Origin of the sequence: Microbacterium sp. LS_15 (assembly GCF_041954735.1) — a bacterium.
Lineage (GTDB): Bacteria > Actinomycetota > Actinomycetes > Actinomycetales > Microbacteriaceae > Microbacterium.
The window spans coordinates 97,251-120,950 of record NZ_JAVAYD010000009.1; the positions used below are offsets into that span (position 1 = coordinate 97,251).

The window sequence follows — 23,700 nt, forward strand, 5'->3', positions numbered from 1 at the left end:
GGCATCGCGGGCTAGGCTCGCACCATGTTCGGCGCCGACACCCTCGCGACGTTCGTCGTCGCGGCGTTCATCATGGTCGTGATCCCCGGCCCGACGGTGCTGTTCACGATCGGACGCGCCATGGCGCTCGGACGCAACGGCGGCTTCCTCAGCATCCTGGGCACAGCACTCGGCTCGATCCTGCTCGTTGTGGCTGTGGCGCTCGGCGTCGGCACGGTGATCGCGCAGTCGATCGTGCTGTTCACGATCGTGAAGGTGCTCGGCGCGGGGTATCTCGTGTTCCTCGGCATCCAGGCGATCCGGCATCGGAAGGATGCAGCGGCGATCGCGACGGAACCCCAGCCACGCCGCTCCGGCGCGCGGCTCCTCAGCGAGGGCTTCGTCGTCGGCGTCACCAACCCGAAGTCGATCGCGTTCTTCCTCGCGATCCTCCCCCAGTTCGTCGACCTGCACACGGGATCCGTTCCCCTGCAGCTGCTCGTGCTGGGTGTGATCGTGGTCGCGATCGGTGTCGCGTGCGACGCGATCTGGGTGCTGCTCGCGAGCGCGGCCAGGCAGTGGTTCGGGCGCTCGCCGCGGCGCATCGAGGCGATGGGCGCGACGGGCGGAGCACTCATGATCGGGCTCGGCGCGTTCCTCCTGCTGTGGAGCGAGAAGCCCGCCGCGACCTGAGCGCGTCGGGCCCGGTCACTGTCCGACGTCGAGCCAGCGGAAGGTCGAGGAGTCGTCGTTCCAGCGTTCGCCGGGCTGCGGTTTCTCGGAGAAGTAGAGCACCGTGCCGCCGATGACGAGGAGCGGTCCGAGCGAGAGCCCCGCTGGCGCGACGCCCTCGGACACGGGGATGCCGAAGAAGAACTGCGGGATGGATGCGAGGATCAGCAGCGCACCCGGGATCAGCAGGGCGAGTCCGATCTTCCGGTATGGGCGACGACGTCTTCTTCTCACCATGGGGTCAGGATAGGGGAACGCCGAGCGAGGCGGCCGTCACATACGGGCGTAGCGAGCGCGCACGATCGAGAAGACGCCGTACACGGCGAGGCCCGCACCGACGACCCACAGCACCGTGCGCCCGAAGGGCAGGTCGGTGAGGCTGCGCAGCGCGGCGTCCAGACCACCCGCCTTGTCGGGGTCGTGCGTCCAGGCCGACACCACGAAGAGGATGCCGGTCACGGCGATCGCGATCCCCTTGGCGATGTAGCCGATCACCCCGAGCACGACGATCGGCGGCCGCCCCGCGCCCGACGGCAGATCGAGCGTCTTGCGGAAACCGGTCGTGAAGCCGCTCACGACGAAGCCGATGCCGACGCCGACCACCGTGAGGCCGATGGCGACGAGGAGGAAGATTCCTCCCGGCGCGCCCAGCAGCACTTCGCTCACGAACCTCGACGACTTCTCGGACTCGGCGGTGCCGCCGAACGCGTAGATGGTCGCGAGACCGGCGATCACGAGATAGGCCAGGGCGATGCCGAACAGCTTGATGCGCTGCCCCCACTTCTTCACCTCGCCGCCGACGGCGACGACGCCGCTCACGACCTGCCACACCGCGAGGGCGATGAGTGCGGCCGCGACGAGAGCCAGGATGAGCCCTCCCACAGGCGTCGATCGGATCTGCTGCATCGCGCCGTCCTGATCGGCATCCCCGCCACCGCCCGAGGCGATCGACACGGCGAGCGCGCCGATGATGATGTGCACGAGACCGATCACCACAAAGCCGGCCCGAGCGACGCGTCGGAAGGCGTCCGACCCCCTGGCCTCGTGCGCGGCGGACTTCGCTGTCGTCATCGATGCAGGATATCGCCGTGGGAGGGATAGGCCGGAGGGGCTTGAACCCGACGGCGTCGTGCGGCAGTCAGACGCGCGCGACCGGCTGCCGGAGGATCGTGCGCAGCCGCTCGGGGGCCACGCGCCTGGCGTCGCCGAGGTAGATCTCGTGATGGCGCGCCGCCATGCGCAGGCGGTTCTCGGGGATGAACCGCTCATGCAGCTCGGCCAGCACGGGTGCCTCGTCGTCGTACGACCCGACGTGCAGCGTCTGCACGCTCAGGCCCTCGTCGAGGGTTTCGAGTCGCACCGACCGCAGCGCCGGCAGGGGCTCCTTCTTCGCCGCCGCCTTGGCCTCGACCTTGTCGACGGCCGCCGCGAACATCTCCGCTGTCACCTGCTCGGGCACCATGATCATCATCGTCCACAGCCAGGCCGACTTGTCGCGCTTGGTCGTGAACGACTCCTTGTCGGGCGCATCCCAGAGCCCTTCGAGCGGCATCACCACCACATCGAGGTCCAGCTCGGCGCGGGCCGCGAACTTCAGCGTGTACGCGAGCGGGAAGAGTGCGGCGACGGCATCCTTGTATTCCTTCTCAGTGTTCGGGTCGCCCGCGCCGTCGACCATCAGGTACTGCAGCGGCGGCACCTCGACGAGGCGGAACTCGCCCGGCTTCGCCCGGTATGCGTCGAGCGTCTTCTTCGGGTCGATCGGCATCGTGCACCTCCGCGTCGGTTGGCGATCTGAGTCGGCGATGCGCTCAGTGTGCCACGGGGGCCGGACAACAGGTGGGCCGACAGCCGACCCACCCGCCCTCGCGATCAGGCCGGTTCGACCGCCAGCCACAGCTCGCACGACGCATGCGTCCCCGTGAACTCGAGGTAGCGCACGATCGATGGTCCGGGCCGCAGCCGCCAGGGGTTCGACGGGAACCACTCGGTCGCGGTCGCCGCCCAGAGGTTCTGCAGGGTCTCGGGAAATGGACCGCTCGCGGTGAAGACCGCCCACGATCCTGCGTCGACACGCATCGCGTCGAGATCGGCCGGCACCTCGGCATCCGGCTGCACGGAGACGCCGTGCAGGTAGGTGAGCATCGTGCCCTCCGGCGCGTCCGGCGGGGTGTCGCCGGTGACCGCGAGGATGCCGGCGGGTTCGGCGTCGCTGAGCGCCTTGAGCCGCGCGTGCTCTTCGGCGGGGATCCCTGCGATGTGCTGTTGCATGCGCGGATTCACTCCCTCGTGGATGAGCGGGACCTCGACGGCGTGGCCGACGAGAACGAGCTCGGGTGCGGTGGTGATGGTGACGTCCATCGGACTTCTCCCTTCGACGCTCAGGCGGAACCGGAGCGTGGGTTGTGTGCGGAGAGGTCCCCCGTCTCGGCGCGCGTCCGCCGGTGAGATGCCGTGCACGGCACGGAATGCCCGCGCGAACGCCTCCACCGATCCGTAGCCGTGCCGCACAGCGACGTCGAGCAGGCTCGACGCCCCCGCGACGAGCTCCGCACCTGCGAGCGTCATGCGTCGCCGACGGATGTACTCCGAGAGCGGCATGCCTGCGAGCGCCGAGAACATCCGGCGCAGGTGGTACTCGGTCGTTCCGTGTGCTCGGGCGAAGTCCGCGACATCGAGCTCCGTGCCGGCTGCGGCCTCGATCCGATCGACCAAGGCGTTGAGCGTTCCGATCATGAGGTCCTCCTTTCCTCACCATCGTGCGGCTCGAGCGTAGCCCGCGACCCGACCATCCGTGTCCGATGCGATCGGTTCTCCGCCCCGCGCGACTCGTTCGCACACGAGCGGCCAGTGCTGGATCTCGTCAGGGAGAGCGGTCCGGGCTCACGAAGCCGCGTCGCCTCGAGCGACGGCGCGCGAACCCCGCGAGCCGCCGCCATCGTCGAGATCCTCCGCGACAACGGCTTCACTCGTTCCCGGCGCCGGCCATGAGAGAAGACGTGCGACGCGGCGGAACGCCGGGACCCGGATCGCGAGCCGCAGGACGAGGTAACCGATCACGGTTCCCAGAACATTCGTGATGAGGTCATCGATGTCAGCGACTCTGCCGGGTCCCACGGTGACGTCCCCGATGAACTGAACGATCTCGATCGTGCCGCTCACAAGGAGCCCCAGCAGCGCCGCTCGCAGCCATGTCGATGTGCGCAGAAGCACCGGCGCGAGCAGACCGAGCGGAACGAAGAGCGCCACGTTGAGCGTCAACCCGACGGGGTCGTCCACGATGTCTTGGAACGGCACGACATTGACCCAGATCCACCACGGCTTCTCATACTCCGAAGCCTCGAGGCGAAGCGGTAGGAAGGTGAGAGCGATCAAGGCGGCGAAGTAGACGCTCGCCGCGACACCGCTGAGCAGCCGCAACACCGTGAACCTGTCGCCTCTGCGCAGGCGCCAGACGGTGAAAGCGATGCCGCCGAACACGGACACTGCCACGATGGCGAGGTCAACCACGCTCACGACGGGGCCCCTCATACGTGGCCACCCGGATCGGTCAGCAGCTCCGCGAACGCGAGCTCGGCTGCTCCGATCAACAGGCGGTCCGCTCCCAGGGCAGCGGGTCGGATCTCGAGCCCCTCGGCACTCTCCGTCATCGCCAGCGCGGCGACGTCGGCGGCGAGCCGTTCGCCCTGCAGGTCGGCGAGCGTCGCGAGGAATCCGCCCAGCACGATCACGGAGGGGTTCAGCACGTTCACCGCGTTGGCGAGCGCGCTCGCGAGCACGTGCGCCTGACGCGTGACCTCCGCCTCGACCTCGGAGGAGTCGGAGGCCGTCAGCTCGCGGTCGAGCGTGTCGTCGTCGGCCTGGTCGAGCCCGGCGACGTCGAGCAGCAGACGCCGACTCACCTCCGCTTCGAGCACCCCGTCGGCCGTGCGGCGGTCGGCGTCATCGGTGATGCGCGGACGGTTCTGACCGAACTCGCCGGCGTATCCGCCCGCCCCGGTCACGGGGAATCCTCGGATGATGAGCCCGCCGCCGATACCCGAGGCACCGCCGTTCAGGTAGACGAGGTCGTCGATGCCCCGGCCTGCCCCGTAGCGGTGCTCGGCGATCGCTCCGAGCGTCGCATCGTTGTCGACCACGACCGTGACGTCGGCCGCCGCGCGTACGAGCTCGGCGAGCGGCACGTCGACCCAGTCGAGGTGCGGCGCATTGCGCACCACGCCGTCACTCGCGCGCACGAGACCGGGCACCGCGATGCCGACGGCCTCGATGCGGCCGTCGGCCAGGGCATCGGCGCGCCAGGCCGCGATCCGCTCCGCGATCACCCCGGCGACCGCCTCGGGCGTCGGCAGGGACTCGTTCGGGAGGCGCTCACGGACGAGGATGCTGCGGTCCAGCCCGACCGCGGCGATCTCGATCGCGTCGACCTCGGGGTTCACCGCGATCGCGACGACGCGCGCGGATGCCGTGACGACCGGCGATGGGCGCCCGACCCGACCGGGTACATCGGGCACCCGCTCGTCGACCAGCCCGCGGCGGACCAGCTCGCCGACGAGGTCGGCGATCGTGGAGCGGTTGAGACCCGTGCGCTCGGTGAGCGCTGCGCGGGACTGGGCGCCCTCCTCGTGGACGAGCCGCAGGACGCGCGCGAGATTGTGCGGGCGGGTTCCGCTGGCGGTACTCGTCGGAGACGGCATCCCTTCACTGTAGGGGGTGGACGCCCCCCCTGTCATGAGATATGTTGTCAAACACAACTTATCCGATGACCTGCACAGGAGCAGCCATGCCCACCCCCACTCGCGACGACAAGTTCTCCTTCGGCCTCTGGACCATCGGGTACAACGGTGCAGACCCGTTCGGGGGTCCCACCCGGCCGGCGCTCGACGTCGTGCACGCGGTCGAGAAGCTCGCCGAACTCGGGGCGTACGGTCTCACCTTCCACGACGACGACCTCTTCGCCTTCGGCTCGACCGACGCCGAACGTCAGACGCAGATCGACCGCCTCACGGGCGCGCTCGACGCCACCGGCATCGTCGTACCCATGGTGACCACGAACCTCTTCAGCGCCCCGATCTTCAAAGACGGCGGCTTCACCTCGAACGACCGCGACGTGCGCCGCTACGCGCTGCGCAAGGTGTTCCGCCAGCTCGACCTGGGCGCCGAGCTGGGTGCTCAGACGTTCGTCATGTGGGGCGGCCGCGAGGGTGCCGAGTACGACTCCGCGAAAGACATCCGTGCCGCGCTCGAGCGCTACCGCGAGTCCGTGAACCTGCTCGGCGACTACGTGACCGACAAGGGCTACGACATCCGCTTCGCGATTGAGCCGAAGCCGAACGAGCCGCGCGGCGACATCCTGCTCCCCACCCTCGGCCACGCGCTCGCGTTCATCGACTCGCTCGAGCGCCCCGAGCTCGTCGGCCTCAACCCCGAGGTGGGCCATGAGCAGATGGCCGGCCTGAACTTCGCCGCGGGCATCGCCCAGGCGCTGTACCACGGCAAGCTCTTCCACATCGACCTCAACGGCCAGCGCGGCATCAAGTACGACCAGGACCTCGTCTTCGGCCACGGCGACCTGCACAACGCGTTCGCGCTCGTCGACCTGCTCGAGAACGGCGGCCCCGGCGGCGTGCCCGCGTACGACGGCCCCCGCCACTTCGACTACAAGCCCAGCCGCACCGAAGACGAGAACGGCGTGTGGGATTCCGCCGCCGCGAACATGCGCACCTACCTCCTGCTCAAGGAGCGCGCTGCCGCCTTCCGTGCCGACCCGGAGGTGCAGGAGGCCCTCGCGGCCGCCCGCGTCGATGAACTCTCGACGCCGACCCTCGCCGAGGGCGAGTCGTACGACGACTTCCTCGCCGACCGCAGCGCCTACGAGGACTTCGACGCGCACGCGTACTTCGGCGGCAAGGGCTTCGGCTTCGTGCGACTGCAGCAGCTCGCCACCGAGCACCTCCTCGGCGCCCGCTGATCGCCATGCCCCTGGTTCTCGGGGTCGACTCGTCGACCCAGTCGTGCAAGGCGGTCGTCGTCGACGGCGCGACCGGAGCGGTCGTCCGCACCGGTCGCGCAGCTCATCCCGACGGGACCTCCGTCGACCCCGAGGCCTGGTGGCGTGCACTGCAGGAGGCGATCGCAGAGGCCGGCTCGCTCGACGACATCGCGGCCTGGTCGGTCGGGGGACAGCAGCACGGACTCGTCGCGCTCGATGCGCAGGGCCGTGTCGTCCGCGACGCCCTGCTCTGGAACGACACCCGCTCGGCCGGTGCGGCAGCCGACCTGATCGACGAGTTCGGCGCGGCCGCTCTCGCGGTGCGCACCGGGCTGGTTCCCGTCGCGTCTTTCACGATCACCAAGCTGCGCTGGCTGCGCGACCACGAGCCGGAGAACGCCGCCCGAGTCGCCGCGGTCGCACTCCCGCACGATTGGCTGACCTGGCGTCTGCGCGGCTTCGGACCCGAGAACCCGATGCTCGACGAGCTCGTGACCGACCGCTCCGACGCCTCGGGCACCGGCTACTGGAACCCCGCGACCGGCGAGTACGACCGAGAACTGCTCGCGGCGGCGCTGGGCCACGATGCGATCCTGCCCCGCGTGCTGGGACCCGACGAGTGGGTGACGGATGCCGACGGTCGCCGTGTCGGACCCGGCGCCGGCGACAATGCCGGTGCGGCGCTCGGCCTCGGCGCCCAGCCGGGCGACGCCGTGGTGTCGATCGGGACGTCCGGCACGGTGTTCGCCGTCAGTCGCGAACCGGTGAACGACCCCGAGGGCACGGTCGCGGGGTTCGCCGACGCCTCCGGACTCTTCCTTCCGCTGATCGCCACGCTCAACGCGGCCAGGGTCGTCGATGTCACGGCTGCGCTGCTCGGCGTGGATCACGAGGAGTTCAGCGACCTCGCCCTCGCAGCCGCCCCCGGGGCTGGGGGCCTCACGCTGCTGCCGTACTTCGAGGGCGAGCGCACACCGAACCTCCCCGACGCGACCGCGACCCTCAGCGGCATGACGCTCGCCTCCACGACCCGCGAGAACCTCGCGCGCGCGGCGGTGGAGGGGATGCTGCGCGGACTCGGCGCCGGCCTCGACGCACTGCGCGCCCTCGGCATCCCGCTCGAACGCGCACTGCTCATCGGCGGAGGTGCGCAGTCGGAGGCCGTGCGACGGATCGCGCCCCCGGTGCTGGGACTGCCGGTGGAGCTACCCGAGCCCGGCGAGTACGTCGCGCTCGGCGCAGCCCGCCAGGCCATCGCCGCCCTCCCCTAGCCGCTCCCCGCCGGCTGCCGACGACGCACCCTCCTGCCGGCCTTTCCCGCTCCTCGCTCGGCGTTCCGTGTGGCGCGGGCCCGCAGCATCCTCTGCGTGACTACGGTGAGACCGGAGGCGAAATGAAGATCCTGATCCCCGACACCATCGACTTGCATCTGAGCGGCGACGTCGACGCCGTCGTGTACGACATCGAGCGCGAGATCCCGGAGGAGCATCGCGACGCCGAGGTGCTCGTCGTCTGGCACAACTCCGGTGCGTGGCTCGAACAGGCCGCACGGATGCTGCCCCGCCTGCGCCTCGTGCAGGCCCTCGCGTCCGGGGCGGATGTCGTGCTGCGGTCGGGTTTCGCTCCCGAGGTGCGCATCTGTTCGGGCCGTTCGCTGCATGACGGTCCCGTCGCCGAGCACACGCTCGCTCTGATCCTCGCGGTCGTCCGCCGCCTCGACCGCCTGCGCGATGCGCAGCTCGACCATCGGTGGGACGAGGAGTTCAACGAGGCGCAGAGCGCGACGGGCACGCGGGCGCAGTTCACGCTGTCGGGCGCTCGGGTCACGATCTGGGGCTTCGGCTCGATCGCGGCCACTCTCGCTCCGGTGCTGCGCGCGCTCGGCGCCGAGGTGCGCGGCATCGCGCGGAGCGCCGGCGAGCGGGCGGGTTTCGAGGTGCACGCGGACGCGGATGCGGATGCCGTGCTGGCAGACACCGACATCCTCGTGTCCCTGCTGCCCGCGACGCCGGATACGGCCGACCTGTTCGACTCCGCCGTCTTCGGTGCCCTCCAGCCCGGTGCCGCCTTCGTCAACGTCGGGCGTGGAGCGACCGTCGACGAGGGCGCTCTGATCGACGCCCTGTCGTCGGGACGGCTGCGTGCGGCCGCGATCGATGTCGCGAAGGCCGAGCCGCTCCCGGCCGACGATGCGCTGTGGGACGCCCCGAACCTGCAGATCACCCCGCACGTCGCGGGAAACCGTCCGATCGGCGCGAGCGCGCTGATCGACGACAACGTCTCGCACCTGGCCGCCGACCGAGAGCTCGTGAACCAGGTCCGACCCTAGCCTTGCCTGAACCTCCAATCGGAGGTTTTCACCGCGGCGTGGGTATCATCGGGAGCATGGCCGCTCCCTCCGACGACGGACCCCGCAGCCCGGGGCGCTACGCGAAGGGCATCGCCCGGCGGCAGGAGATCCTCGACAAGGCGATCGAGGTGTTCGCCAAGCGCGGTTCTCGACGAACGAGCCTGCGAGCGATCGCTCACGAGGTCGGCGTCACGCACGCCGCACTCACGCACTATTTCGGCTCCCTGGAGGAGCTGCTGGTCGCGGTGTACCGCGAGTCGGAGCGCCGCAACGACACCGAGCACCCCGAGTCGTCCGGTTTGAGCCCCGCCATGATGATGCGGGTCTCCGCCGAGGAGAACCGCAACATCCCCGGCCTCGTCCAGCTCTACTCGACACTCGTCGCCAACGCGCTCGAGGAGGGGCACCCCGCAGCCTACGAGTTCGCAACGCACCGCTTCTCGCGCCTGCGCGAGCAGATGGCCGAGCGCGTTCGCGAGCTGCAGGCGTCGGGCGAGATCCGCGACGACCTGGATGCCGTGCTCGTGTCGTCCCTCGTCATCGCGGCCTCGGACGGCCTGCAGACACAGTGGCTGCTCGACCCGTCCGTCGATCACGAGGCCGCCCTGGAGATGCTCGACGCGCTGCTGGCCGGGAACCGCGACCCTCACTGAACGACGGAGCGGGCCCGCCGGCGTGAGCCGACGGACCCGCGGGTTCCGTGCGCGTCAGAGCGTGGCGGCGAAGGGGTCGAAGCCCTCCGGCAGGAGCGGCACGGGTGCGACCGTGCTCTCCACGGTCACCGTCGCGCCCGACTGGGCGGAGTCCTGCGCCGAGAGCAGCACATCGAGCACGTGGAAGCCGAGCTCGCCCGAGGCCACGTGCGGGCGCCCCTCGGCGATCGCACGCACCATGTCGAGGGCTCCGAGACCGCGGCCCACCTCGATGTCCGCGTGCTCGATCTCGATCCACTCCTGCTCGAACGACATCCCGTCGCGGATCACGCCGAGCGGCTTGACGTAGGCGATACGTCCGGCGAACGTGTTCGGGTCGGGCAGCACGATCGTGCCCTCGGTGCCGTGGATCTCGACGATCCCGTGACGCTCGAGCGCCGAGTCGAAGCTCAGCAGGCTCTGCGCCTGAGCGCCTCCCTCGAACGCGGTCACGATCTGGATCGTCGACGGCACCTCGACGGGGAAGGTCGTGCCGGCGAGCGGTCCGGTGTGGATCTCGCGCTCTTCGCGCGCCTTCGATCCGACGGCGGCGACGCGGTCGACCGGGCCGAGCAGGCTGACCAGGGCGGAGAAGTAGTACGGCCCCATGTCGAGCAGCGGGCCGGCGCCCCGGGCGAAGAGGAAGCCGGGGTTCGGATGCCACAGGTCGGGGCCCTGCGTCTGGAACGTCGTCTGGGCGAACAGCGGCCGCCCGATGACGCCGGCCTCGATCGCGCGGCGCGCGGCCTGGAACCCAGGACCGAGAAGCGTGTCGGGCGCGGAGCCGATCCGCAGTCCGGCCGCCTCCGCCTCGCGGAGCAGCAGCGACGCGCCGTCGCGGTCGAGCCCGAGGGGCTTCTCCGTCCACACGTGCTTGCCGGCGGCGATCGCCGCACGCGAGACCTCGATGTGCACGGCCGGGATGGTGAGGTTCACGACGAGGTCGACGTCAGGGTGTGCGAGCACGTCCTCCGCCGAGCCGAACGCGGGGACGCCGTACTTCTCGGCCTGCGCCTGGGCGCGGTCGAGCAGCAGGTCGCCGACGATGAGCACCTCGGTGTCGGGGAACGACGAGAGGTTCTGCAGGTAGGTGTCGCTGATGACGCCGACGCCGATGATGCCGATGCCGACCGCGCTCATCGGGCGAAACCGCCCTCGATGAGGAACGCGTAGCTCGCTGCGATGTCGGCGAACACGTCACCCGGAGCGTTGTCGTACTCGATGATCGCGTACTTCAGGTCGGATGCCGCGCGCAGCGCCTCGGCGAGAGGCACGTCGCCCGTGCCGGCGTGGCACTGGTCGAGGGAGTCGGAGCCGAAGGCCTCAGCGCCGGGCGCGAACGGGTTGCTCTCGGGTGCGACGCCGTCCTTCACGTGGGCGGCGACGAGGCGGTCGCCGAGCAGCGACACGAGCGCGGTGACGTCCTGTCCGCCGACCAGCGCCCAGTACAGGTCGAGCTCGATGGCGACGCGCTCGTCGGTGAGGGCGATGAAGCGCTCGTACGCGGTCTGTCCGTCGAACTCGGCGAGGAACTCCTGCGCGTGGTTGTGGTAGCCGACCTCGAGGCCGAAGCCGGCGGCGGTCTCGGTGAGGGCGTTCAGACGCTCGGCGATGTCGGTGACGCCCTCGAGCGTCAGCCAGCGGTCGGTGACGACGAAGGGGTCGATGACGGTCTTGATGCCGACCTTCGCCGCTGCCTCGAAGACGACCTCGGGCGCGGGGGTGGGGATCGAGCCGTCCGGGGTCCACAGCTCGTCGGAGAGCAGGGGCGCGTGCCCGGTCGGCGAGGCGAGACCGGAAGCGTCGAGGGCTGCGCGGATCTCGTCGGGCCGGCCGACGAAGTCGAACGCCTCGACGTTGCGCAGGCCGATCGCGGCGAGCTTGTCGAGCGACCCCTCCATGTCGGCGGAGAACTCCGCCGCGAGCGTGTAGAGCTGGACCGATGCTTCTGGCAGGGCCACGGTGACCTTCCTTCGTAGTGCGGGTGGGCAGCTCGTTCTGCCCGCGGTCAGACTAGCAGAAACCTCCATGCGGAAGTTATGAGTTCTCGCGGTGTGTCCACCCGCTCGCGGGTCGCCCGGATGCGGGGTGGACACCGCCGCCGCAGAGGCGCATGCTGAACGCATGACGGCATTCGACAGCACCCACGCGTTCAGCGGATTCAGCGTCGACGACATCGACGCCGCCCGCACCTTCTACGGGGACGTCCTCGGCATGAAGGTGACGACCAACGAGATGGGGTTCCTCGACATCGCGCTCGGCGCCGGCGCGTCGATCCTCGTCTATGCGAAGCCGGATCACCAGCCGGCGAGCTTCACCATCCTCAACTTCCCGGTGAAAGACGTCGAGGCGGCGGTCGACGAGCTCAACGCCCGCGGCGTGGTCACCAAGATCTACGACGACGTGCAGCTCGGCACCGACGCGAAGGGCATCTCGCACGGTCAGCCTGGTCGCGGGCCCGACATCGCCTGGTTCCGGGACCCGGCCGGCAATGTGCTCGCGGTGCTCGCGCCGAACTAAGCGACAAGGCTGTCGAAGAGAGCGTTGATCGCGGGGTCGACGCGCTGCAACTCGGGATGCGCGTCGTGCCAGTCGATGATCGCACTGGCCGACTCGTGCAGTCCGATGGTCGGCGCGAAGTCGCGCACGAGCCGCTTGATCTTCGTGTTGTCGAACACGACGGAGTGCGCCATGTCACCGGTGAGCTGGCCTGCGCGATCGGGGATCGCTGCCTCGATCGCCTCGCTGGTCGCGTACCGGAGGCGCGGCTCGGCGCCGGCGGCGCGCCCCAGCATCCCGTAGATCTGGTTCCAGGTGTAGACGAAGTCACTCGTGATCTGGAACGTGTCGCCGTGGGCGAGCGGGTTGCCGAGGAGGCCGACGAACCCGACGGCGAAGTCGCGCGAGTGGGTGAGAGTCCACAGCGAGGTCCCGTCGCCGTGCACGACGATCTCCTCGCCTCGCCGGATGCGGTCGATCGCGGTCCAGCCGCCGAAGGCGGGGATGGTCCACTCGTCGTAGGTGTGGGAGGGCCGCAGCACCGTGACCGGGAAGCCTCGTTCCCGGTAGGCCGCTGTCAGCAGGTCCTCGCAGGCGATCTTGTCGCGCGAGTACTGCCAGAACGGATTCCGCAACGGCGTCGACTCCGTGATCGGAAGATGCGCGACCGGCTTCTGGTACGCCGACGCCGAGCTGATGAAGATGTACTGCCCCGTACGCCCCTCGAAGCGGTCGATGTCGCGCTGCACCTGGTCGGGTGTGAAGGCGATCATGTCGGCCACGACGTCGAACTCACGACCGGCGAGCGCGGCGTCGACAGCCGCGTCGTCGGCGATGTCCGCGGTCAGCACCTCGACGCCCTCGGCCGGTTCACGCTGCGATCGGCCGCGGTTGAGCAGCGTCACCTCCATGCCGCGCTCGGCGGCGAGCGCACTGGCGGCGGACGAGATGATCCCCGTACCGCCGATGAACAACACCGTCGTCGCTGACATGTCGGTCCTCTTCTCAGAATGCGCGGGCGGTGCTCGTCAGGGGCGCAGGTCGAGGTCGAGGTCGTCGATCACGTCGATGCCCCACTCCATGGGCGGCTGGTCTTCGCCGCCCGCATCGCGTCGCGGGAACCGGTGGTGTCCGCGGAGGCGGGCGGCATGCTCGGAGAAGTCCGGGTCGACGCCCTCCGATGCGCTCGGTCCGACGAGCACGTCGTTGCCGAGGCCCACCACGAGTTCCGCCGTGTCCTTCTCGCCGTCGACGATGATCGGGATCTGCAGCGCCTCCGACTCGCCCTCGTTCGCGATCGCAGCCGCCAGCACCACGAGGGCGTCTGCGACATCGTCGGTGGTGACCAGCTGCTGACCTGCGTACGAGACGAGCTTCATGGCATCAGCTTGACATCGGCATGTCCTCCCCGTCTTGGGCTTGCGCCCGAGGGGAGGCGTGTGGCACGGCAGCACGCATCCGCGTCGGGGAGCGGAGATCACCGCCCCGCGGGGCTGACGAGAGCCTCGACCAGACGCTCCTCCGCTGCACCGAGGTGGTCGGCGAGCAGTGTCGCTGCACGGTCGGCATCGCCGGCGTCGACCGCGTCGAGGATCGCCGCGTGCTGCTGCGCGATCGCGGCGGCCTCCAGCAGTCGCCTGCCCTGCACCTGGGTCATGCACAGCCGCACCTCGTCGAGCACGCTGCGGTACATGCGCGATGTGCGGTCGCTGCCGACCGCGTCGATGAGAGCGGTGTGGAAGCGGAGGTCGGGGTCGACCGTGGCGGTGTCGGCGGCGGCGGGCATGGCGAGCAGGTCAGCGTTGGCCGCTCGCGCGGCATCCGGCACCGCGCGCTCCCGTGCGAGCTCGCGCAGCGCCGCGCTCTCCAGCCGCATCCGGGTGCGGTAGACGTCGCGGACCATCTCCGGGTCGATCGCGACGACACGCGCGCTGCGGTGCGCGGTGCGCACCAGGAGACCGGATGCCACGAGCTGCTCGATCGCGGCTTTGGCGCTGGGGCGGGCGACGCCGAACGAGGCCGAGACCCTGGCCTCGGTGAGGGCGAGATCCGCGCCGATCTCTCCGCGAAGGATCTGGTCGCGCAGGCGGCGCGTCACGGCATCCACGACGCCGACGACGCCCAGGCGCTCGGCGGGATCGGAGGTCATGCACCCAGAGTAGAGGACGGTAGGCTCTTCGGTATTCTTGTCTGACAATCTTGCTTCGGCGAAGGAGCCCCATGCCCACCACGCTCGCGCACCCGCTGTCCGACGAGACCCTCGGGTCGGACACCGCGGTCTCGGTGCGCTCCATCGACCGATTCGCCCGCGCCCATGACGCGTCGCACTATCTGCTGATCCCGGATGCCGTGCTGTCGCCGACCGACGCCGCCGGCGTCGCCCGCGCCTTCGCCGCCGTCCGCGAGGCCGGACGCACCCTCACCTTCCGCTCGGGCGGCACGAGCCTCTCGGGACAGGGGGTGTCGGGCGACATCCTCGTCGACACCCGCGCGGCCTTCCGCGGCATCGCCGTCGAGGAGGACGGCGAGCTGGTCCGTGTCGAGCCGGGCGCCACCGTCCGCCAGGTCAACACCCGACTCGCACGTCACCGCCGCAAGCTCGGACCCGATCCGGCCAGCGAGATCGCCTGCACGATCGGCGGTGTCGTGGCCAACAACTCCAGCGGCATGGCGTGCGGCATCACCGAGAACTCGTACCGCACAATCGATTCGCTCCTGCTCGTGCTCCCCAGCGGCTCCGTGCTCGACACGGGCGCTCCCGACGCGCTCGACATGCTGCGCGAGCGAGAGCCGGCCATCGCCGCCGGGCTGCTCGACCTCCGCGACCGCCTCCGCGCCTCGCCCGCGCACGTCGCCATGGTGCAGCAGCAGTTCTCCATGAAGAACACCATGGGCTACGGCATCAACGCGCTGCTCGACTTCGACGACCCCGTGAAGATCCTCGAGCACCTCGTGATCGGCTCCGAGGGCACTCTCGCGTTCGTCGCGGAGGCACGGTTCCGCACCGTACCCGTGCTGCCCTGCATCGCGACGGGGCTGCTCGTGTTCACCACGCTCGCCGACGCGATGTCCGCGCTCCCCGGGCTCGTCGCTCAGGGTCTCGCGACCGTGGAGCTGCTGGATGCCGCGTCACTGCGCGTCGCGCAGGGGCTCAGCGACGTGCCGGCCGCGATCGCCGACATCGACGTCCGCGACCACGCGGCGCTGCTCGTCGAGACGCACGCCGCCGATGTCGACGAGCTGCAGGCCGCCTCGACCGCCGCCCTCGCCGCGTTCGCCGAACTCCCCCTCGCGACGCCCGCGCGCCTCACCACCGACACGGCCGAGCGCGCCTCGCTGTGGCACGTGCGGAAGGGCCTCTACACGGCCGTCGCCGGGGCGCGTCCGTCGGGCACCACGGCGCTGCTCGAAGACATCGTCGTGCCGGTCGACCGGCTGCTCGTCACCTGCCAGCGGCTCATCGAGCTGTTCGCCGAGCACGGGTACGAGGAGTCGGTGATCTTCGGGCACGCCAAGGACGGCAACGTGCACTTCCTCCTCAACGAGCGGTTCGACGACCCCGAGAGCCTGGCCCGGTACCGCCGCTTCACCGCGGACCTCGTCGACCTCGTGCTCGCTCAGGGCGGGTCGCTCAAGGCCGAGCACGGCACCGGACGCATCATGGCGCCGTTCGTGCGCCGCCAGTACGGCGACGTCCTCACCGACATGATGTGGGAGATCAAGCACCTGCTCGACCCGCACGGCATCCTCAACCCCGGCGTCGTGCTCTCCGACGATCCGGAGTCGTACCTGCACGACCTCAAGCGGGTGCCGAGGGTGGAGAACGAGGTCGATCGCTGCGTCGAGTGCGGGTACTGCGAGCCCACCTGCCCCAGCAAGGACATCACGCTCACTCCGCGTCAGCGCATCGTGCTGCGGCGCGACATGGCCTGGGCCGAGGAGCAGGGCGACACCGCGCTGCTCGCCGACCTGCGCGCCGACTACGACTACGACGGCGTGCAGACGTGCGCGGTCGACGGCATGTGCGCCGTCGCCTGCCCCGTCGACATCAACACGGGCGACCTGGTGCGCAGGCTCCGCGCCGAAGAGGCGTCGAAGGTCGAGGACACGGCGTGGGATGCCGCGGCGAAGGGCTGGGGCGCCGTGACACGCCTGGGCGGCGTCGCGCTGACCGTCGCCGATGCCCTGCCCGCGCCGCTGGTCCGCGGTGTGACCGCGATCGGCCGCGGCATCCTCGGCGACGATGTCGTTCCGCTGTACGACGCGGCCCTGCCGCGCGGCGGATCGAAGGCGCCGGCGGCGCAGAACCCCGTCGACGCGCAGGTCGTGCTGTTCGGCGCCTGCGTCGGCACGATGTTCGGTCCCGAGGATCACGGGATCGGCTCCCGCGACGCCGTCCGCGCCCTGCTCGACCGCGCGGGGGTGCCGGTCGCGATCCCCGCCGATGCGGGCGGACTCTGCTGCGGCACGCCGTGGAAGTCGAAAGGACATCTGGCGGGGTACGAACGCATGGTCGACCGCGTTCTCGCCGCACTGTGGGACGCGAGCCGCGGCGGCGAGATCCCGGTCGTGTGCGATGCGGCATCCTGCACCGAGGGACTGCGCGTGATGCTGACCACGCGCGCGCACGATCACCCCGAGTACGCGGGCATCGTGATCGAGGACGCCACGACCTACGTCGCGCGGGAGCTGCTGCCGGTGCTGACGGTCACCGAGAAGCTGCCGCGCATCGCCGTGCATCCGACGTGCTCGACGACCGCGCTGGGTGCGAACGGCGACCTGACGGTCATCGCGAACGCCGTCGCCGACGACGTCTTCGTCCCGGAGGGATGGGGATGCTGCGCGTTCGCCGGCGACCGCGGCATGCTGCACCCCGAGCTGACCGCGAGCGCCACCGCGGTGGAATCCGCGGAGGTCGCGGAGGCCGAGCGTGCGGGCGGGTTCGACGCCTTCGTCTCCGCCAACCGCACGTGTGAGCTCGGCATGAGCCGGGCGACCGGGAGGCCCTACCGACACGTGATCGAGGTGCTCGAGGAGATCACCCGCTGAGCACCCGCCCGGCCCCGCTGAGCACCCGCCGACCTCAGGTGAGAAGGGTGTCGCCGATGAACCCGCCGTCCCGGCATCCGGGCGGGATGGCGAAGACGGCGGAGCCGATCGGCGTGGTCCACTCGTTGAGCAGGTCGAGATCGTCGAGGCGCTGCTGCATGGGCGTGAACTGCCGGTCGATGTCGGCCTGGAACGACACGAAGATCAATCCGGACTCCGACACCTCGGCCCCCAGCGGTCGCTCGTCGTAGTTGTACGCGCGACGGAAGATGCGCTCGCTCCCGTCGCCACGGGCCCGGCGGATGTGCGCGAACTGCGGGATGACAGGGAATCCGATCGCGGTCTGGGCATCGAAGTCCGGCTCGTCGAACTCGTCGGTGCCGGTGAGCGGCGCACCGTTTGCGAGCGTGCGGCCGACCGAGGCGTCTCGGCCGCTGCGGTCGAGCCGATCCCACTTGTCGAGATCCATGCGGATGCGCCGAACGACCACCCCGGTCCCGCCGGCGAGCCAGCCCTCGCCGGTCCACACGACGTCATCGAAGTCGGCCGTGCCGGGTTGCGGGTTCGTCGTGCCGTCGACCTGGCCGAAGAGGTTGCGCATCGTCGTGCCCGGCCGCTCTGTGCCGTAGGCGCGGCGGAACCCCTGCTGTGTCCAGCGCAGGTCGGCGAAGCCACGGGCGTCCTTCAACAGCATCCGGGTCGCGTGGGCCACGGTGAGCGGATCGTCTCCGGCGATCTGCAGCAGCAGGTCCCCGTCGGAGAACTCGGGACGCAACCGATCCACGCGGAACGCGGGCAGGGGCGCGAGCCAGCGCGGAGCCTCACCGCCGGCACGAGCGACGAAGCCCGGACCGAATCCGAACGTCACGGTGAGGCGCGCGGGTGCGAGCGCCAGCTCGGGCTCGGAGTCGGCCAGCGCCGGCGTGCCCTGTGTGAGCCGTGCGGCGTCGTCGGTCAGGAGACGCATGAGCCGGGTGAGCGCCGCCCTGTCGACGTCGGCGTGCAGGTCGAGCGCGACGAACACTCCGTGCGCCTGCGCGGCGGTGTCGATCCCGGCTTGGTGCGCTCCGAAGAAGGGCACCGTCTCGTCGCCGTTCATCGGCACGGACGCCGGCGCCGGTTCGGGGCTCTGGCGGTTCAGGGCGAGGTCCGCTCCGACCGCCGCGACCGCGCCGACGCCGACGACAGCCCCTCCGAGGAGGAACTGTCGCCGGGTCGACCCGGTGCGGCGGGAGCGGGCGCCCTCAGAGGGCGCGGGCATCAGTGATCCATGCCCTCGTGCTCGTCGCCCGACTCGTAGTTCTCGTTCGCCCCGGAGTAGTCCTTGACCGGGGCGGTGAACTCGTAGGTCGAGTCGTCCGAGAAGGTGAGCGTGAAGGTGGCCTCGTCTCCGGCCTTCAGCGGAGCGGCGAGATCCATGAGCATGATGTGGTCCGCGCCGGGCTCGAGGGGCAGCTCTCCGCCGGCGGGGATGACGAATCCGCCCTCGATCTCGCGCATGACCATCTCGCCCGCCTCGTTCTCGACGGTCTCGTGCAGTTCGAGCATGCTCGATGCCTCCGACGTCACGGACACGACGGTCACGTCGTCGTCTCCGCTGTTGACGAGCGTGCCGAAGGCCGCCGACATGCCCTCGTCGGCCGCCTTCACCCACGCGTCGTCGATGGTGACGACGTCGCCGGCAGGCGCGGTCTTCTCGGCGGCTGGGCCGTTGCCGGCCGCACAACCGGTCAGCGCGAGCAGAGAGACGGCCGCGACGGCGAGCAGACGGGTGATGGGCTGGGATGCGGTGGTGTTCATGATGGTGCCTTTCAGATTTCTGTCGCGGAGTCGCCGGTGTCGGGCGCCGCGGCTGCCGTCCGAGGACGGCGAAGGAGTCGGATGACGACGAGAAGTGCGACAGCGACCGCTGCCCCGATCCCGCCGACGAGCAGCACGCGCAGCACGCCGCTCGTTTCGTCTGCGATCTGGTCCGGCTCGCGCGCAGGAGCGGCGGCGGGTGTCGCTCCGCCTGACGTGCTGCTCGCCGCGGCCAGGGGCTCCGCGTCGCCCACGGTGAACGGGATGACGCCCGAGATGGGGTGCCCGTCCTCCGAGACGACCTGCCACCGCACCTGGTAGCCGGCGACCGGCAGGTCGGGCTTCAGCTCGGCGGTCACCGTGCTGCCCGACACCGTCACGGCGCCGGTCGCCCACTCGGTGCCCTCGCCGTCGACGACGAGCACCACGGCGCCCGTCGTCGATTCGTCGAGCACGAGGAGCTCACCGGAGAAGGTCATCGAGATCGCGGTCGGAGCGACGGCGAGCTGCTCGCCCGCGCCCGGTGTGCTCGAGATCAACTGGTCATGGGCGGATGCCGGAACCGCCGTCGCGACGACCGCGACGGCGCCCAGCATCAGCCCTGCCGCATACCTGCGGAAAGGGGACATGGAAGGGGAACCTCTCGACGGGCGTCCTCGACGGACGCCGTTCTGCGTGCGGAGTCCGCGCACGGGTGCGCGGCGATGACGCGCCTCGTCGGTCGGACGACGTCGGCGCGAAGGAGATCAGATCGCGAGAGGAACGGGCGGCGCCCGACCGCGGAGCGCGGTCAGGTGAGCGGATGCCGCGGCAGCCGCCACGCGGAACTCGCCACGGAGACGGAGCGGCCCGCGGACGGGGAGGAACGATGATGCGACGTCGACCCGACGGCGCAGCCACTGCACGGCTCGTCCGGCGAGTCCGCGCAGCGCGTGAACGAGGCGCTCGCCCCGATGCAGGGCGGCGATGGTGAGGAGCGCGGCGAGGAGGTGCGCCGCCCACATGGAGCCGTCGGCGACGACGGCATCCGTCACTCCCCCGCCCGCGGGCAGGACGAGGGGGCCGCCATGCACGTGTGCGGGAGCGGTCACGGCGGACGGAGTCACGGTGCCGAGCACGAAGAGGACGTGGAAGAGGAACTGGCTCGCGCCGACCGACAGGGCGAGCCTGATCAGCGACAGCCGCCGACCGGCGAGGACCACGCAGACGGCCAGCGACAGGATCCACGGCACGAGGATGCCGAGCGGGCCCGGCATCTGTCCGCCACCGGAGACGTGGCCGGCGAGGGCGACGAAGATCGCGAGAGTCGACGAGGCGAAGCCGCGGATCACGGCTGGCCGGCGGGACTCGATCACGCCTCTAGTCTGTCAGCTTCCGAGCCGCTCCCGTGAGGATCGCGAGGAACCCGTCCTCGAGCGATCGGCTGAGCGTCGTCGCATCGCTCAGGTAGCCGTTCACCATCGCGCCGTCCCGCAGGATCATGAACTGATCGGCGACCCCAGCGGGGTCGTCGGCGCCGGACTCCGCCGCGAGTCCCGAGAAGTGCGCCCGCAGCGCCGCACGGTGCGCATCGACCGCGATGCGCACCGGATCGTCGGCGTCGGGATACTCGGCCGCCGCATTGATGAACGCGCAACCGCGGAACGAGGGCGCGCAACTCGCGGCGCCGATGCCGGCCGCGATCGCGCGGAGGGATGCCACGGGGTCGCCCTCCTGCGTCGTGCTGTCGAGCCAGGCGCGCTCGGCGGCGGACTGCCGCTCGAGGTAGGCGACGACGAGGTCGCTCTTGGATCGGAAGTGCCGGTAGAACGTCACCTTGGTGATGCCGACCTGTTCGATGATGCGGTCGGCGCTCGTCGCGCGGATGCCATGGGCGTAGAACAGCTCGTTCGCGGCATCCAGGATGCGCGCGCGCGTCGCCGCTCCACCGGTCCGCCGCTCGATACCAGTCGTCTCCGTGGCCATGTCATCACCCTCCGAGGTTTCGTGGAACGCTCGCTGGGACCAGCGTAGACGAACTACTAACACTGTGCGCTTGCGCACCGTCGCCCGATCGCCTATCGTCCATGTAGACGAACTAGTAACACCACACGCCCCTATCCGGAACCTCCGAGAGGATCCTCACCATGACCACGTCGACTCCTTCCCTCCCGCCCGCAACGGACTCTGCGCTCGGCTTCCGTCGCGCCCTTCGCCGGCTGTACGTGATCCGCGCGGCATTCGCGGTCGTGTGGGCGGGCCTGCTCGTCGCGACCGGCGGCGCCGCGGGTCCGCTGCTGACCGTGCTGCTCATCGCCTACCCGCTGTTCGATGCCGCCGCCGTGCTCTGGCAGCTGCGCTCCGCCCCCGAGGTCGATCACTCGACCACGAGCGAATGGGTGAACGTCGTCGTCAGCGTCGCGGTGGCTGTGGCCCTCGGCATCGCGTCGTCGTTCTCGCTCCCCGCTGCGCTCGCGGTCTGGGGTGCGTGGGCCATCGGCGCGGGACTGCGTCAGCTGATCTCCGCGATCCGCAACCGCCGCTCGGGCGGACAGGTGCCGCAGATGCTCAGCGGCGGCATCTCGCTGTTCGCCGGCTCGGCCTTCCTGATCCAGGGCCTGCAGGGCGCCGACACCATCATCGGCACCGCCGGTTACGCGACCCTCGGCGCCGTGTTCTTCCTGGTATCGGCGATCCGCCTGACCGCGGTGCTGCGGAAGAGCCTGCGGTAGCGGGAGGAACGACCCGAAGCCCTGATAACATTATCAACGAACGCATCGCTGATAATGTTATCGCCGTGCGCACAGCTCTCGACAACCCCTTCAGCCCCGGTTCCGACACCATCCCGGAGGTATGGGCCGGGCGCACCGAGCAACTCAGTGACTGGCGAGACATCGTGCGCCCTCGGCGACTGGCCGGACTTCCCGAACGCGGGCGGACCATTCTGGGCGAACCCGGTCTCGGCAAATCCAGCCTCGTCCGCCGCATCACGCGGGACGCCGCCCGCGCCGGCGACTGGGTGACACCTCAGCTCCGAATCCCGGCGGGCGCCGACCCTCTGAAGCTCGTCGCCGAGGCCGTGCTGGAGCTCGCCGCTGCAGCCGGCCTGCCCTCGTCTCGGGAAAAGCGGATCGGCGATGCGATCGCACGCGTACAGGCCGTCGCCGTCTCCGGCATCTCGCTCACGCTACGCGGCGCCGACGGGCGCGAGCCGTACGCCGCCCTGACGAAGCTGCTCATCGAGGTCGGAGCGGCCGCGATCGCCGAGGGTCGCGTGGTGGCACTCATCCACATCGACGAGGTGCAGAACATCACGGATGAGAAGGCGCTGTCGCAACTGCTGATCGCGCTCGGCGACGCACTGTCGCACGAAGTCGAGGTCGAGGTGCCGGGCGGTGCTCGAGTAGGTCGTTCCCTGCCGATCGCGGTGTACCTGACAGGGTTGCCCGACTTCGAGGACATGGCGGGTGCACGCAAGGGCGCCACTTTCGCGCGTCGCTTCAAGACCACCACTCTCTCGGCGCTCGACGACGAGGACCTCGTCGAGGCACTGCAGGACTTCGTCATCGACGGATGGCCGGTCTCCGACGGGAGCGAGGGCGCGGGCCGCGTGCGAATGGATCCCGAGGCAGCGGCCTCGATCGTCGACCTCTGCCGCGGTGAGCCGTTCCTGTTTCAATTGGTCGGCGAACAGGCCTGGTACGCCGACACGACGGCGACGATCACCGCCGAGCACGTACGTCAGGGGTGGCGCGGCGCACAGCGCGAGGCCACGGCGCATGTCGAGCGGATCCTCGAGCGGCTTCCCGCCCGCGAGCGACAGTTGCTGCAGACGATGGCCGATCTTCCCACGGGCGAGCGAACAGCGACGCGCATCGCAGAGGCCATGGGCTTCGCGAAGGTGACCGAGGTCGGGCCGACGGCGCAGCGCCTGGACACGGTGCGCGGGATCATCGACCGAGGCAAGCCGTACACATTCCGACACCGCGCCGTCGAGGCCTATCTGACCAGTGCCTGGCCACGGTTCTGAGAATTCGCGATTGGGACGGGGCTACCCGTTAGTGCATACCCGGCCTAGACGTTTGTCTAGTAGGCAATAGACAGAAGTATTAACGCCGATCCAGCTCCGCTTTGGCAGGGCGCCACAAACTTCGCGCAGCCGTACCCGAGCGCATGGGAGGGTGAGACGTCTCCAACGACGGAGCGAATGCTTCCGGCCGTTCTGGGGATCGGTGACGCGGATGGGGATCCAGCGTCAGGACAGCGTCCGCTCGCCCCCCATACACAGCGAGATACCGCATCCCCCTCACGACCCGAACGTGAGGGGGATCGCTTTTTCCCGGAGCGGTTCACGACCCGTATACGCAGAGATCCCCCGCCGAAGCGAGGGATCTTTCTGCGGAGACGAGGGGATTTGAACCCCTGGTCCCCGTAAGGGGACTCCACCTTAGCAGGGTGGTGCACTAGGCCGGACTATGCGACGTCTCCAGGCATCCGCTCCGTGAAGACCGGATGCACCTAGCCATCGTAACGGATCACGGAGCATGTCACGAACCGGGCTCCGCCGCCCCCGCGTGTCAGATCGTCCCGACAACCGGTTGAAACCCGCCACGCGCGTCGAGACCACC

The 23,700-nt window shown here is 70.0% G+C and carries 25 protein-coding genes and 1 tRNA gene; 9 read left to right on the forward strand and 17 right to left on the reverse strand.

What is annotated here, in order from left to right:
• The first annotated feature begins 24 nt into the window (after window positions 1–24).
• Window positions 25–672, forward strand: coding sequence for a LysE family translocator (locus tag RAC69_RS12300; protein WP_375087053.1), 648 nt, complete (start codon window positions 25–27; stop codon window positions 670–672).
• Window positions 673–687: 15 nt separating this feature from the next.
• Here the strand turns inward: RAC69_RS12300 and RAC69_RS12305 are convergent, their stop codons facing one another.
• From RAC69_RS12305 to RAC69_RS12330, 6 genes are all read right to left on the reverse strand, one after another.
• Window positions 688–948, reverse strand: a complete 261-nt coding sequence (locus tag RAC69_RS12305) for a hypothetical protein (protein WP_375087054.1) — start codon at window positions 946–948, stop codon at window positions 688–690.
• A 36-nt stretch (window positions 949–984) separates the two neighbouring features.
• Window positions 985–1,782 carry a DUF1206 domain-containing protein gene (locus RAC69_RS12310; protein ID WP_375087055.1) on the reverse strand — a complete coding sequence of 266 codons (798 nt, stop codon included), beginning with the start codon at window positions 1,780–1,782 and terminating at the stop codon, window positions 985–987.
• Window positions 1,783–1,849: 67 nt separating this feature from the next.
• Entirely contained in the window at window positions 1,850–2,479 is a 630-nt protein-coding gene (locus RAC69_RS12315; RefSeq protein WP_375087056.1) for a GyrI-like domain-containing protein, read from the reverse strand.
• A 104-nt stretch (window positions 2,480–2,583) separates the two neighbouring features.
• Complete coding sequence (locus RAC69_RS12320; protein ID WP_375087057.1) at window positions 2,584–3,447, reverse strand: GyrI-like domain-containing protein; 864 nt, start codon at window positions 3,445–3,447, stop codon at window positions 2,584–2,586.
• A 147-nt stretch (window positions 3,448–3,594) separates the two neighbouring features.
• Window positions 3,595–4,221, reverse strand: a complete 627-nt coding sequence (locus RAC69_RS12325) for a VanZ family protein (protein WP_375087058.1) — start codon at window positions 4,219–4,221, stop codon at window positions 3,595–3,597.
• 17 nt (window positions 4,222–4,238) lie between these two features.
• The gene (locus RAC69_RS12330; protein WP_375087059.1) at window positions 4,239–5,408 is read right to left on the reverse strand and encodes an ROK family protein; all 1,170 of its coding nucleotides are present in this window, start codon (window positions 5,406–5,408) and stop codon (window positions 4,239–4,241) included.
• Between the two features lie 86 nt (window positions 5,409–5,494).
• Between RAC69_RS12330 and xylA the strand changes: the two genes are divergently transcribed.
• The 4 genes from xylA (at window position 5,495) to RAC69_RS12350 (ending at window position 9,706) form a co-directional block, all read left to right on the forward strand.
• Complete coding sequence (xylA, locus tag RAC69_RS12335; protein ID WP_375087060.1) at window positions 5,495–6,682, forward strand: xylose isomerase; 1,188 nt, start codon at window positions 5,495–5,497, stop codon at window positions 6,680–6,682.
• A gap of 5 nt (window positions 6,683–6,687) precedes the next feature.
• Complete coding sequence (gene xylB, locus RAC69_RS12340) at window positions 6,688–7,974, forward strand: xylulokinase (RefSeq protein WP_375087061.1); 1,287 nt, start codon at window positions 6,688–6,690, stop codon at window positions 7,972–7,974.
• Between the two features lie 122 nt (window positions 7,975–8,096).
• Entirely contained in the window at window positions 8,097–9,032 is a 936-nt protein-coding gene (locus tag RAC69_RS12345; RefSeq protein ID WP_375087062.1) for an NAD(P)-dependent oxidoreductase, read from the forward strand.
• A 56-nt stretch (window positions 9,033–9,088) separates the two neighbouring features.
• Window positions 9,089–9,706 carry a TetR/AcrR family transcriptional regulator gene (locus tag RAC69_RS12350; protein ID WP_375087063.1) on the forward strand — a complete coding sequence of 206 codons (618 nt, stop codon included), beginning with the start codon at window positions 9,089–9,091 and terminating at the stop codon, window positions 9,704–9,706.
• Window positions 9,707–9,760: 54 nt separating this feature from the next.
• Here RAC69_RS12350 and RAC69_RS12355 read toward each other — a convergent pair whose 3' ends face one another.
• Together RAC69_RS12355 and RAC69_RS12360 are read right to left on the reverse strand one after the other, a co-directional pair.
• Complete coding sequence (locus tag RAC69_RS12355; protein ID WP_375087064.1) at window positions 9,761–10,885, reverse strand: Gfo/Idh/MocA family protein; 1,125 nt, start codon at window positions 10,883–10,885, stop codon at window positions 9,761–9,763.
• Window positions 10,882–11,706: a sugar phosphate isomerase/epimerase family protein gene (locus RAC69_RS12360; RefSeq protein ID WP_375087065.1), complete on the reverse strand. Its 825-nt coding sequence runs from the start codon at window positions 11,704–11,706 to the stop codon at window positions 10,882–10,884. The genes RAC69_RS12355 and RAC69_RS12360 overlap by 4 nt, the downstream gene beginning before the upstream one ends.
• 163 nt (window positions 11,707–11,869) lie before the next feature.
• Between RAC69_RS12360 and RAC69_RS12365 the strand changes: the two genes are divergently transcribed.
• Window positions 11,870–12,265 (forward strand): VOC family protein, encoded by a 396-nt coding sequence (locus RAC69_RS12365; protein WP_375087066.1) that lies wholly within the window; start codon window positions 11,870–11,872, stop codon window positions 12,263–12,265.
• Here RAC69_RS12365 and RAC69_RS12370 read toward each other — a convergent pair.
• From RAC69_RS12370 to RAC69_RS12380, 3 genes are all read right to left on the reverse strand, one after another.
• Window positions 12,262–13,236, reverse strand: coding sequence for an NAD-dependent epimerase/dehydratase family protein (locus tag RAC69_RS12370; RefSeq protein WP_375087067.1), 975 nt, complete (start codon window positions 13,234–13,236; stop codon window positions 12,262–12,264). The genes RAC69_RS12365 and RAC69_RS12370 overlap by 4 nt on opposite strands.
• A gap of 36 nt (window positions 13,237–13,272) precedes the next feature.
• Complete coding sequence (locus RAC69_RS12375; RefSeq protein WP_375087068.1) at window positions 13,273–13,623, reverse strand: hypothetical protein; 351 nt, start codon at window positions 13,621–13,623, stop codon at window positions 13,273–13,275.
• A 98-nt stretch (window positions 13,624–13,721) separates the two neighbouring features.
• Window positions 13,722–14,393 carry a GntR family transcriptional regulator gene (locus RAC69_RS12380; protein ID WP_375087069.1) on the reverse strand — a complete coding sequence of 224 codons (672 nt, stop codon included), beginning with the start codon at window positions 14,391–14,393 and terminating at the stop codon, window positions 13,722–13,724.
• 71 nt (window positions 14,394–14,464) lie between these two features.
• Between RAC69_RS12380 and RAC69_RS12385 the strand changes: the two genes are divergently transcribed.
• Window positions 14,465–17,293, forward strand: a complete 2,829-nt coding sequence (locus RAC69_RS12385) for an FAD-binding and (Fe-S)-binding domain-containing protein (protein ID WP_375087070.1) — start codon at window positions 14,465–14,467, stop codon at window positions 17,291–17,293.
• A gap of 34 nt (window positions 17,294–17,327) precedes the next feature.
• On the opposite strand, the gene RAC69_RS12390 is transcribed toward RAC69_RS12385, so the two are convergent.
• The 5 genes from RAC69_RS12390 to RAC69_RS12410 form a co-directional block, all read right to left on the reverse strand.
• Complete coding sequence (locus tag RAC69_RS12390; protein WP_375087071.1) at window positions 17,328–18,554, reverse strand: Dyp-type peroxidase; 1,227 nt, start codon at window positions 18,552–18,554, stop codon at window positions 17,328–17,330.
• Entirely contained in the window at window positions 18,554–19,093 is a 540-nt protein-coding gene (locus RAC69_RS12395) for a copper chaperone PCu(A)C (protein ID WP_375087072.1), read from the reverse strand. Before RAC69_RS12395 ends, RAC69_RS12390 begins: the two co-directional genes overlap by 1 nt.
• 11 nt (window positions 19,094–19,104) lie before the next feature.
• Window positions 19,105–19,722 carry a copper resistance protein CopC gene (locus RAC69_RS12400; protein WP_375087073.1) on the reverse strand — a complete coding sequence of 206 codons (618 nt, stop codon included), beginning with the start codon at window positions 19,720–19,722 and terminating at the stop codon, window positions 19,105–19,107.
• Between the two features lie 117 nt (window positions 19,723–19,839).
• A complete protein-coding gene (locus tag RAC69_RS12405) occupies window positions 19,840–20,448 on the reverse strand; it encodes a hypothetical protein (RefSeq protein WP_375087074.1) in 609 nt (202 codons plus the stop codon).
• A 4-nt stretch (window positions 20,449–20,452) separates the two neighbouring features.
• A complete protein-coding gene (locus RAC69_RS12410) occupies window positions 20,453–21,058 on the reverse strand; it encodes a TetR/AcrR family transcriptional regulator (protein ID WP_375087075.1) in 606 nt (201 codons plus the stop codon).
• A 161-nt stretch (window positions 21,059–21,219) separates the two neighbouring features.
• Between RAC69_RS12410 and RAC69_RS12415 the strand changes: the two genes are divergently transcribed.
• Together RAC69_RS12415 and RAC69_RS12420 are read left to right on the forward strand one after the other, a co-directional pair.
• Window positions 21,220–21,804: a hypothetical protein gene (locus tag RAC69_RS12415; RefSeq protein WP_375087076.1), complete on the forward strand. Its 585-nt coding sequence runs from the start codon at window positions 21,220–21,222 to the stop codon at window positions 21,802–21,804.
• Window positions 21,805–21,869: 65 nt separating this feature from the next.
• Entirely contained in the window at window positions 21,870–23,102 is a 1,233-nt protein-coding gene (locus RAC69_RS12420; protein ID WP_375087077.1) for an ATP-binding protein, read from the forward strand.
• 369 nt (window positions 23,103–23,471) lie between these two features.
• Here the strand turns inward: RAC69_RS12420 and RAC69_RS12425 are convergent.
• A tRNA-Ser gene (locus RAC69_RS12425) sits at window positions 23,472–23,560 on the reverse strand.
• Between the last annotated feature and the right edge of the window lie 140 nt (window positions 23,561–23,700).

What these genes read in the sequence shown, in the direction of transcription:
- RAC69_RS12345 (WP_375087062.1), top strand. Translation starts at nt 8,097, where the DNA reads ATGAAGATCCTGATCCCCGACACCATCGACTTGCATCTGAGCGGCGAC.
- RAC69_RS12370 (WP_375087067.1), bottom strand. Translation starts at nt 13,236, where the DNA reads ATGTCAGCGACGACGGTGTTGTTCATCGGCGGTACGGGGATCATCTCG.
- RAC69_RS12390 (WP_375087071.1), bottom strand. Translation starts at nt 18,554, where the DNA reads ATGCCCGCGCCCTCTGAGGGCGCCCGCTCCCGCCGCACCGGGTCGACC.
- RAC69_RS12385 (WP_375087070.1), top strand. Translation starts at nt 14,465, where the DNA reads ATGCCCACCACGCTCGCGCACCCGCTGTCCGACGAGACCCTCGGGTCG.
- xylA (WP_375087060.1), top strand. Translation starts at nt 5,495, where the DNA reads ATGCCCACCCCCACTCGCGACGACAAGTTCTCCTTCGGCCTCTGGACC.
- RAC69_RS12350 (WP_375087063.1), top strand. Translation starts at nt 9,089, where the DNA reads ATGGCCGCTCCCTCCGACGACGGACCCCGCAGCCCGGGGCGCTACGCG.
- RAC69_RS12410 (WP_375087075.1), bottom strand. Translation starts at nt 21,058, where the DNA reads ATGGCCACGGAGACGACTGGTATCGAGCGGCGGACCGGTGGAGCGGCG.
- RAC69_RS12400 (WP_375087073.1), bottom strand. Translation starts at nt 19,722, where the DNA reads ATGTCCCCTTTCCGCAGGTATGCGGCAGGGCTGATGCTGGGCGCCGTC.
- RAC69_RS12320 (WP_375087057.1), bottom strand. Translation starts at nt 3,447, where the DNA reads ATGATCGGAACGCTCAACGCCTTGGTCGATCGGATCGAGGCCGCAGCC.
- RAC69_RS12365 (WP_375087066.1), top strand. Translation starts at nt 11,870, where the DNA reads ATGACGGCATTCGACAGCACCCACGCGTTCAGCGGATTCAGCGTCGAC.
- RAC69_RS12395 (WP_375087072.1), bottom strand. Translation starts at nt 19,093, where the DNA reads ATGAACACCACCGCATCCCAGCCCATCACCCGTCTGCTCGCCGTCGCG.
- RAC69_RS12300 (WP_375087053.1), top strand. Translation starts at nt 25, where the DNA reads ATGTTCGGCGCCGACACCCTCGCGACGTTCGTCGTCGCGGCGTTCATC.
- RAC69_RS12310 (WP_375087055.1), bottom strand. Translation starts at nt 1,782, where the DNA reads ATGACGACAGCGAAGTCCGCCGCGCACGAGGCCAGGGGGTCGGACGCC.
- RAC69_RS12330 (WP_375087059.1), bottom strand. Translation starts at nt 5,408, where the DNA reads ATGCCGTCTCCGACGAGTACCGCCAGCGGAACCCGCCCGCACAATCTC.
- RAC69_RS12380 (WP_375087069.1), bottom strand. Translation starts at nt 14,393, where the DNA reads ATGACCTCCGATCCCGCCGAGCGCCTGGGCGTCGTCGGCGTCGTGGAT.
- RAC69_RS12315 (WP_375087056.1), bottom strand. Translation starts at nt 2,479, where the DNA reads ATGCCGATCGACCCGAAGAAGACGCTCGACGCATACCGGGCGAAGCCG.
- RAC69_RS12305 (WP_375087054.1), bottom strand. Translation starts at nt 948, where the DNA reads ATGGTGAGAAGAAGACGTCGTCGCCCATACCGGAAGATCGGACTCGCC.
- RAC69_RS12415 (WP_375087076.1), top strand. Translation starts at nt 21,220, where the DNA reads ATGACCACGTCGACTCCTTCCCTCCCGCCCGCAACGGACTCTGCGCTC.
- RAC69_RS12375 (WP_375087068.1), bottom strand. Translation starts at nt 13,623, where the DNA reads ATGAAGCTCGTCTCGTACGCAGGTCAGCAGCTGGTCACCACCGACGAT.
- xylB (WP_375087061.1), top strand. Translation starts at nt 6,688, where the DNA reads ATGCCCCTGGTTCTCGGGGTCGACTCGTCGACCCAGTCGTGCAAGGCG.
- RAC69_RS12355 (WP_375087064.1), bottom strand. Translation starts at nt 10,885, where the DNA reads ATGAGCGCGGTCGGCATCGGCATCATCGGCGTCGGCGTCATCAGCGAC.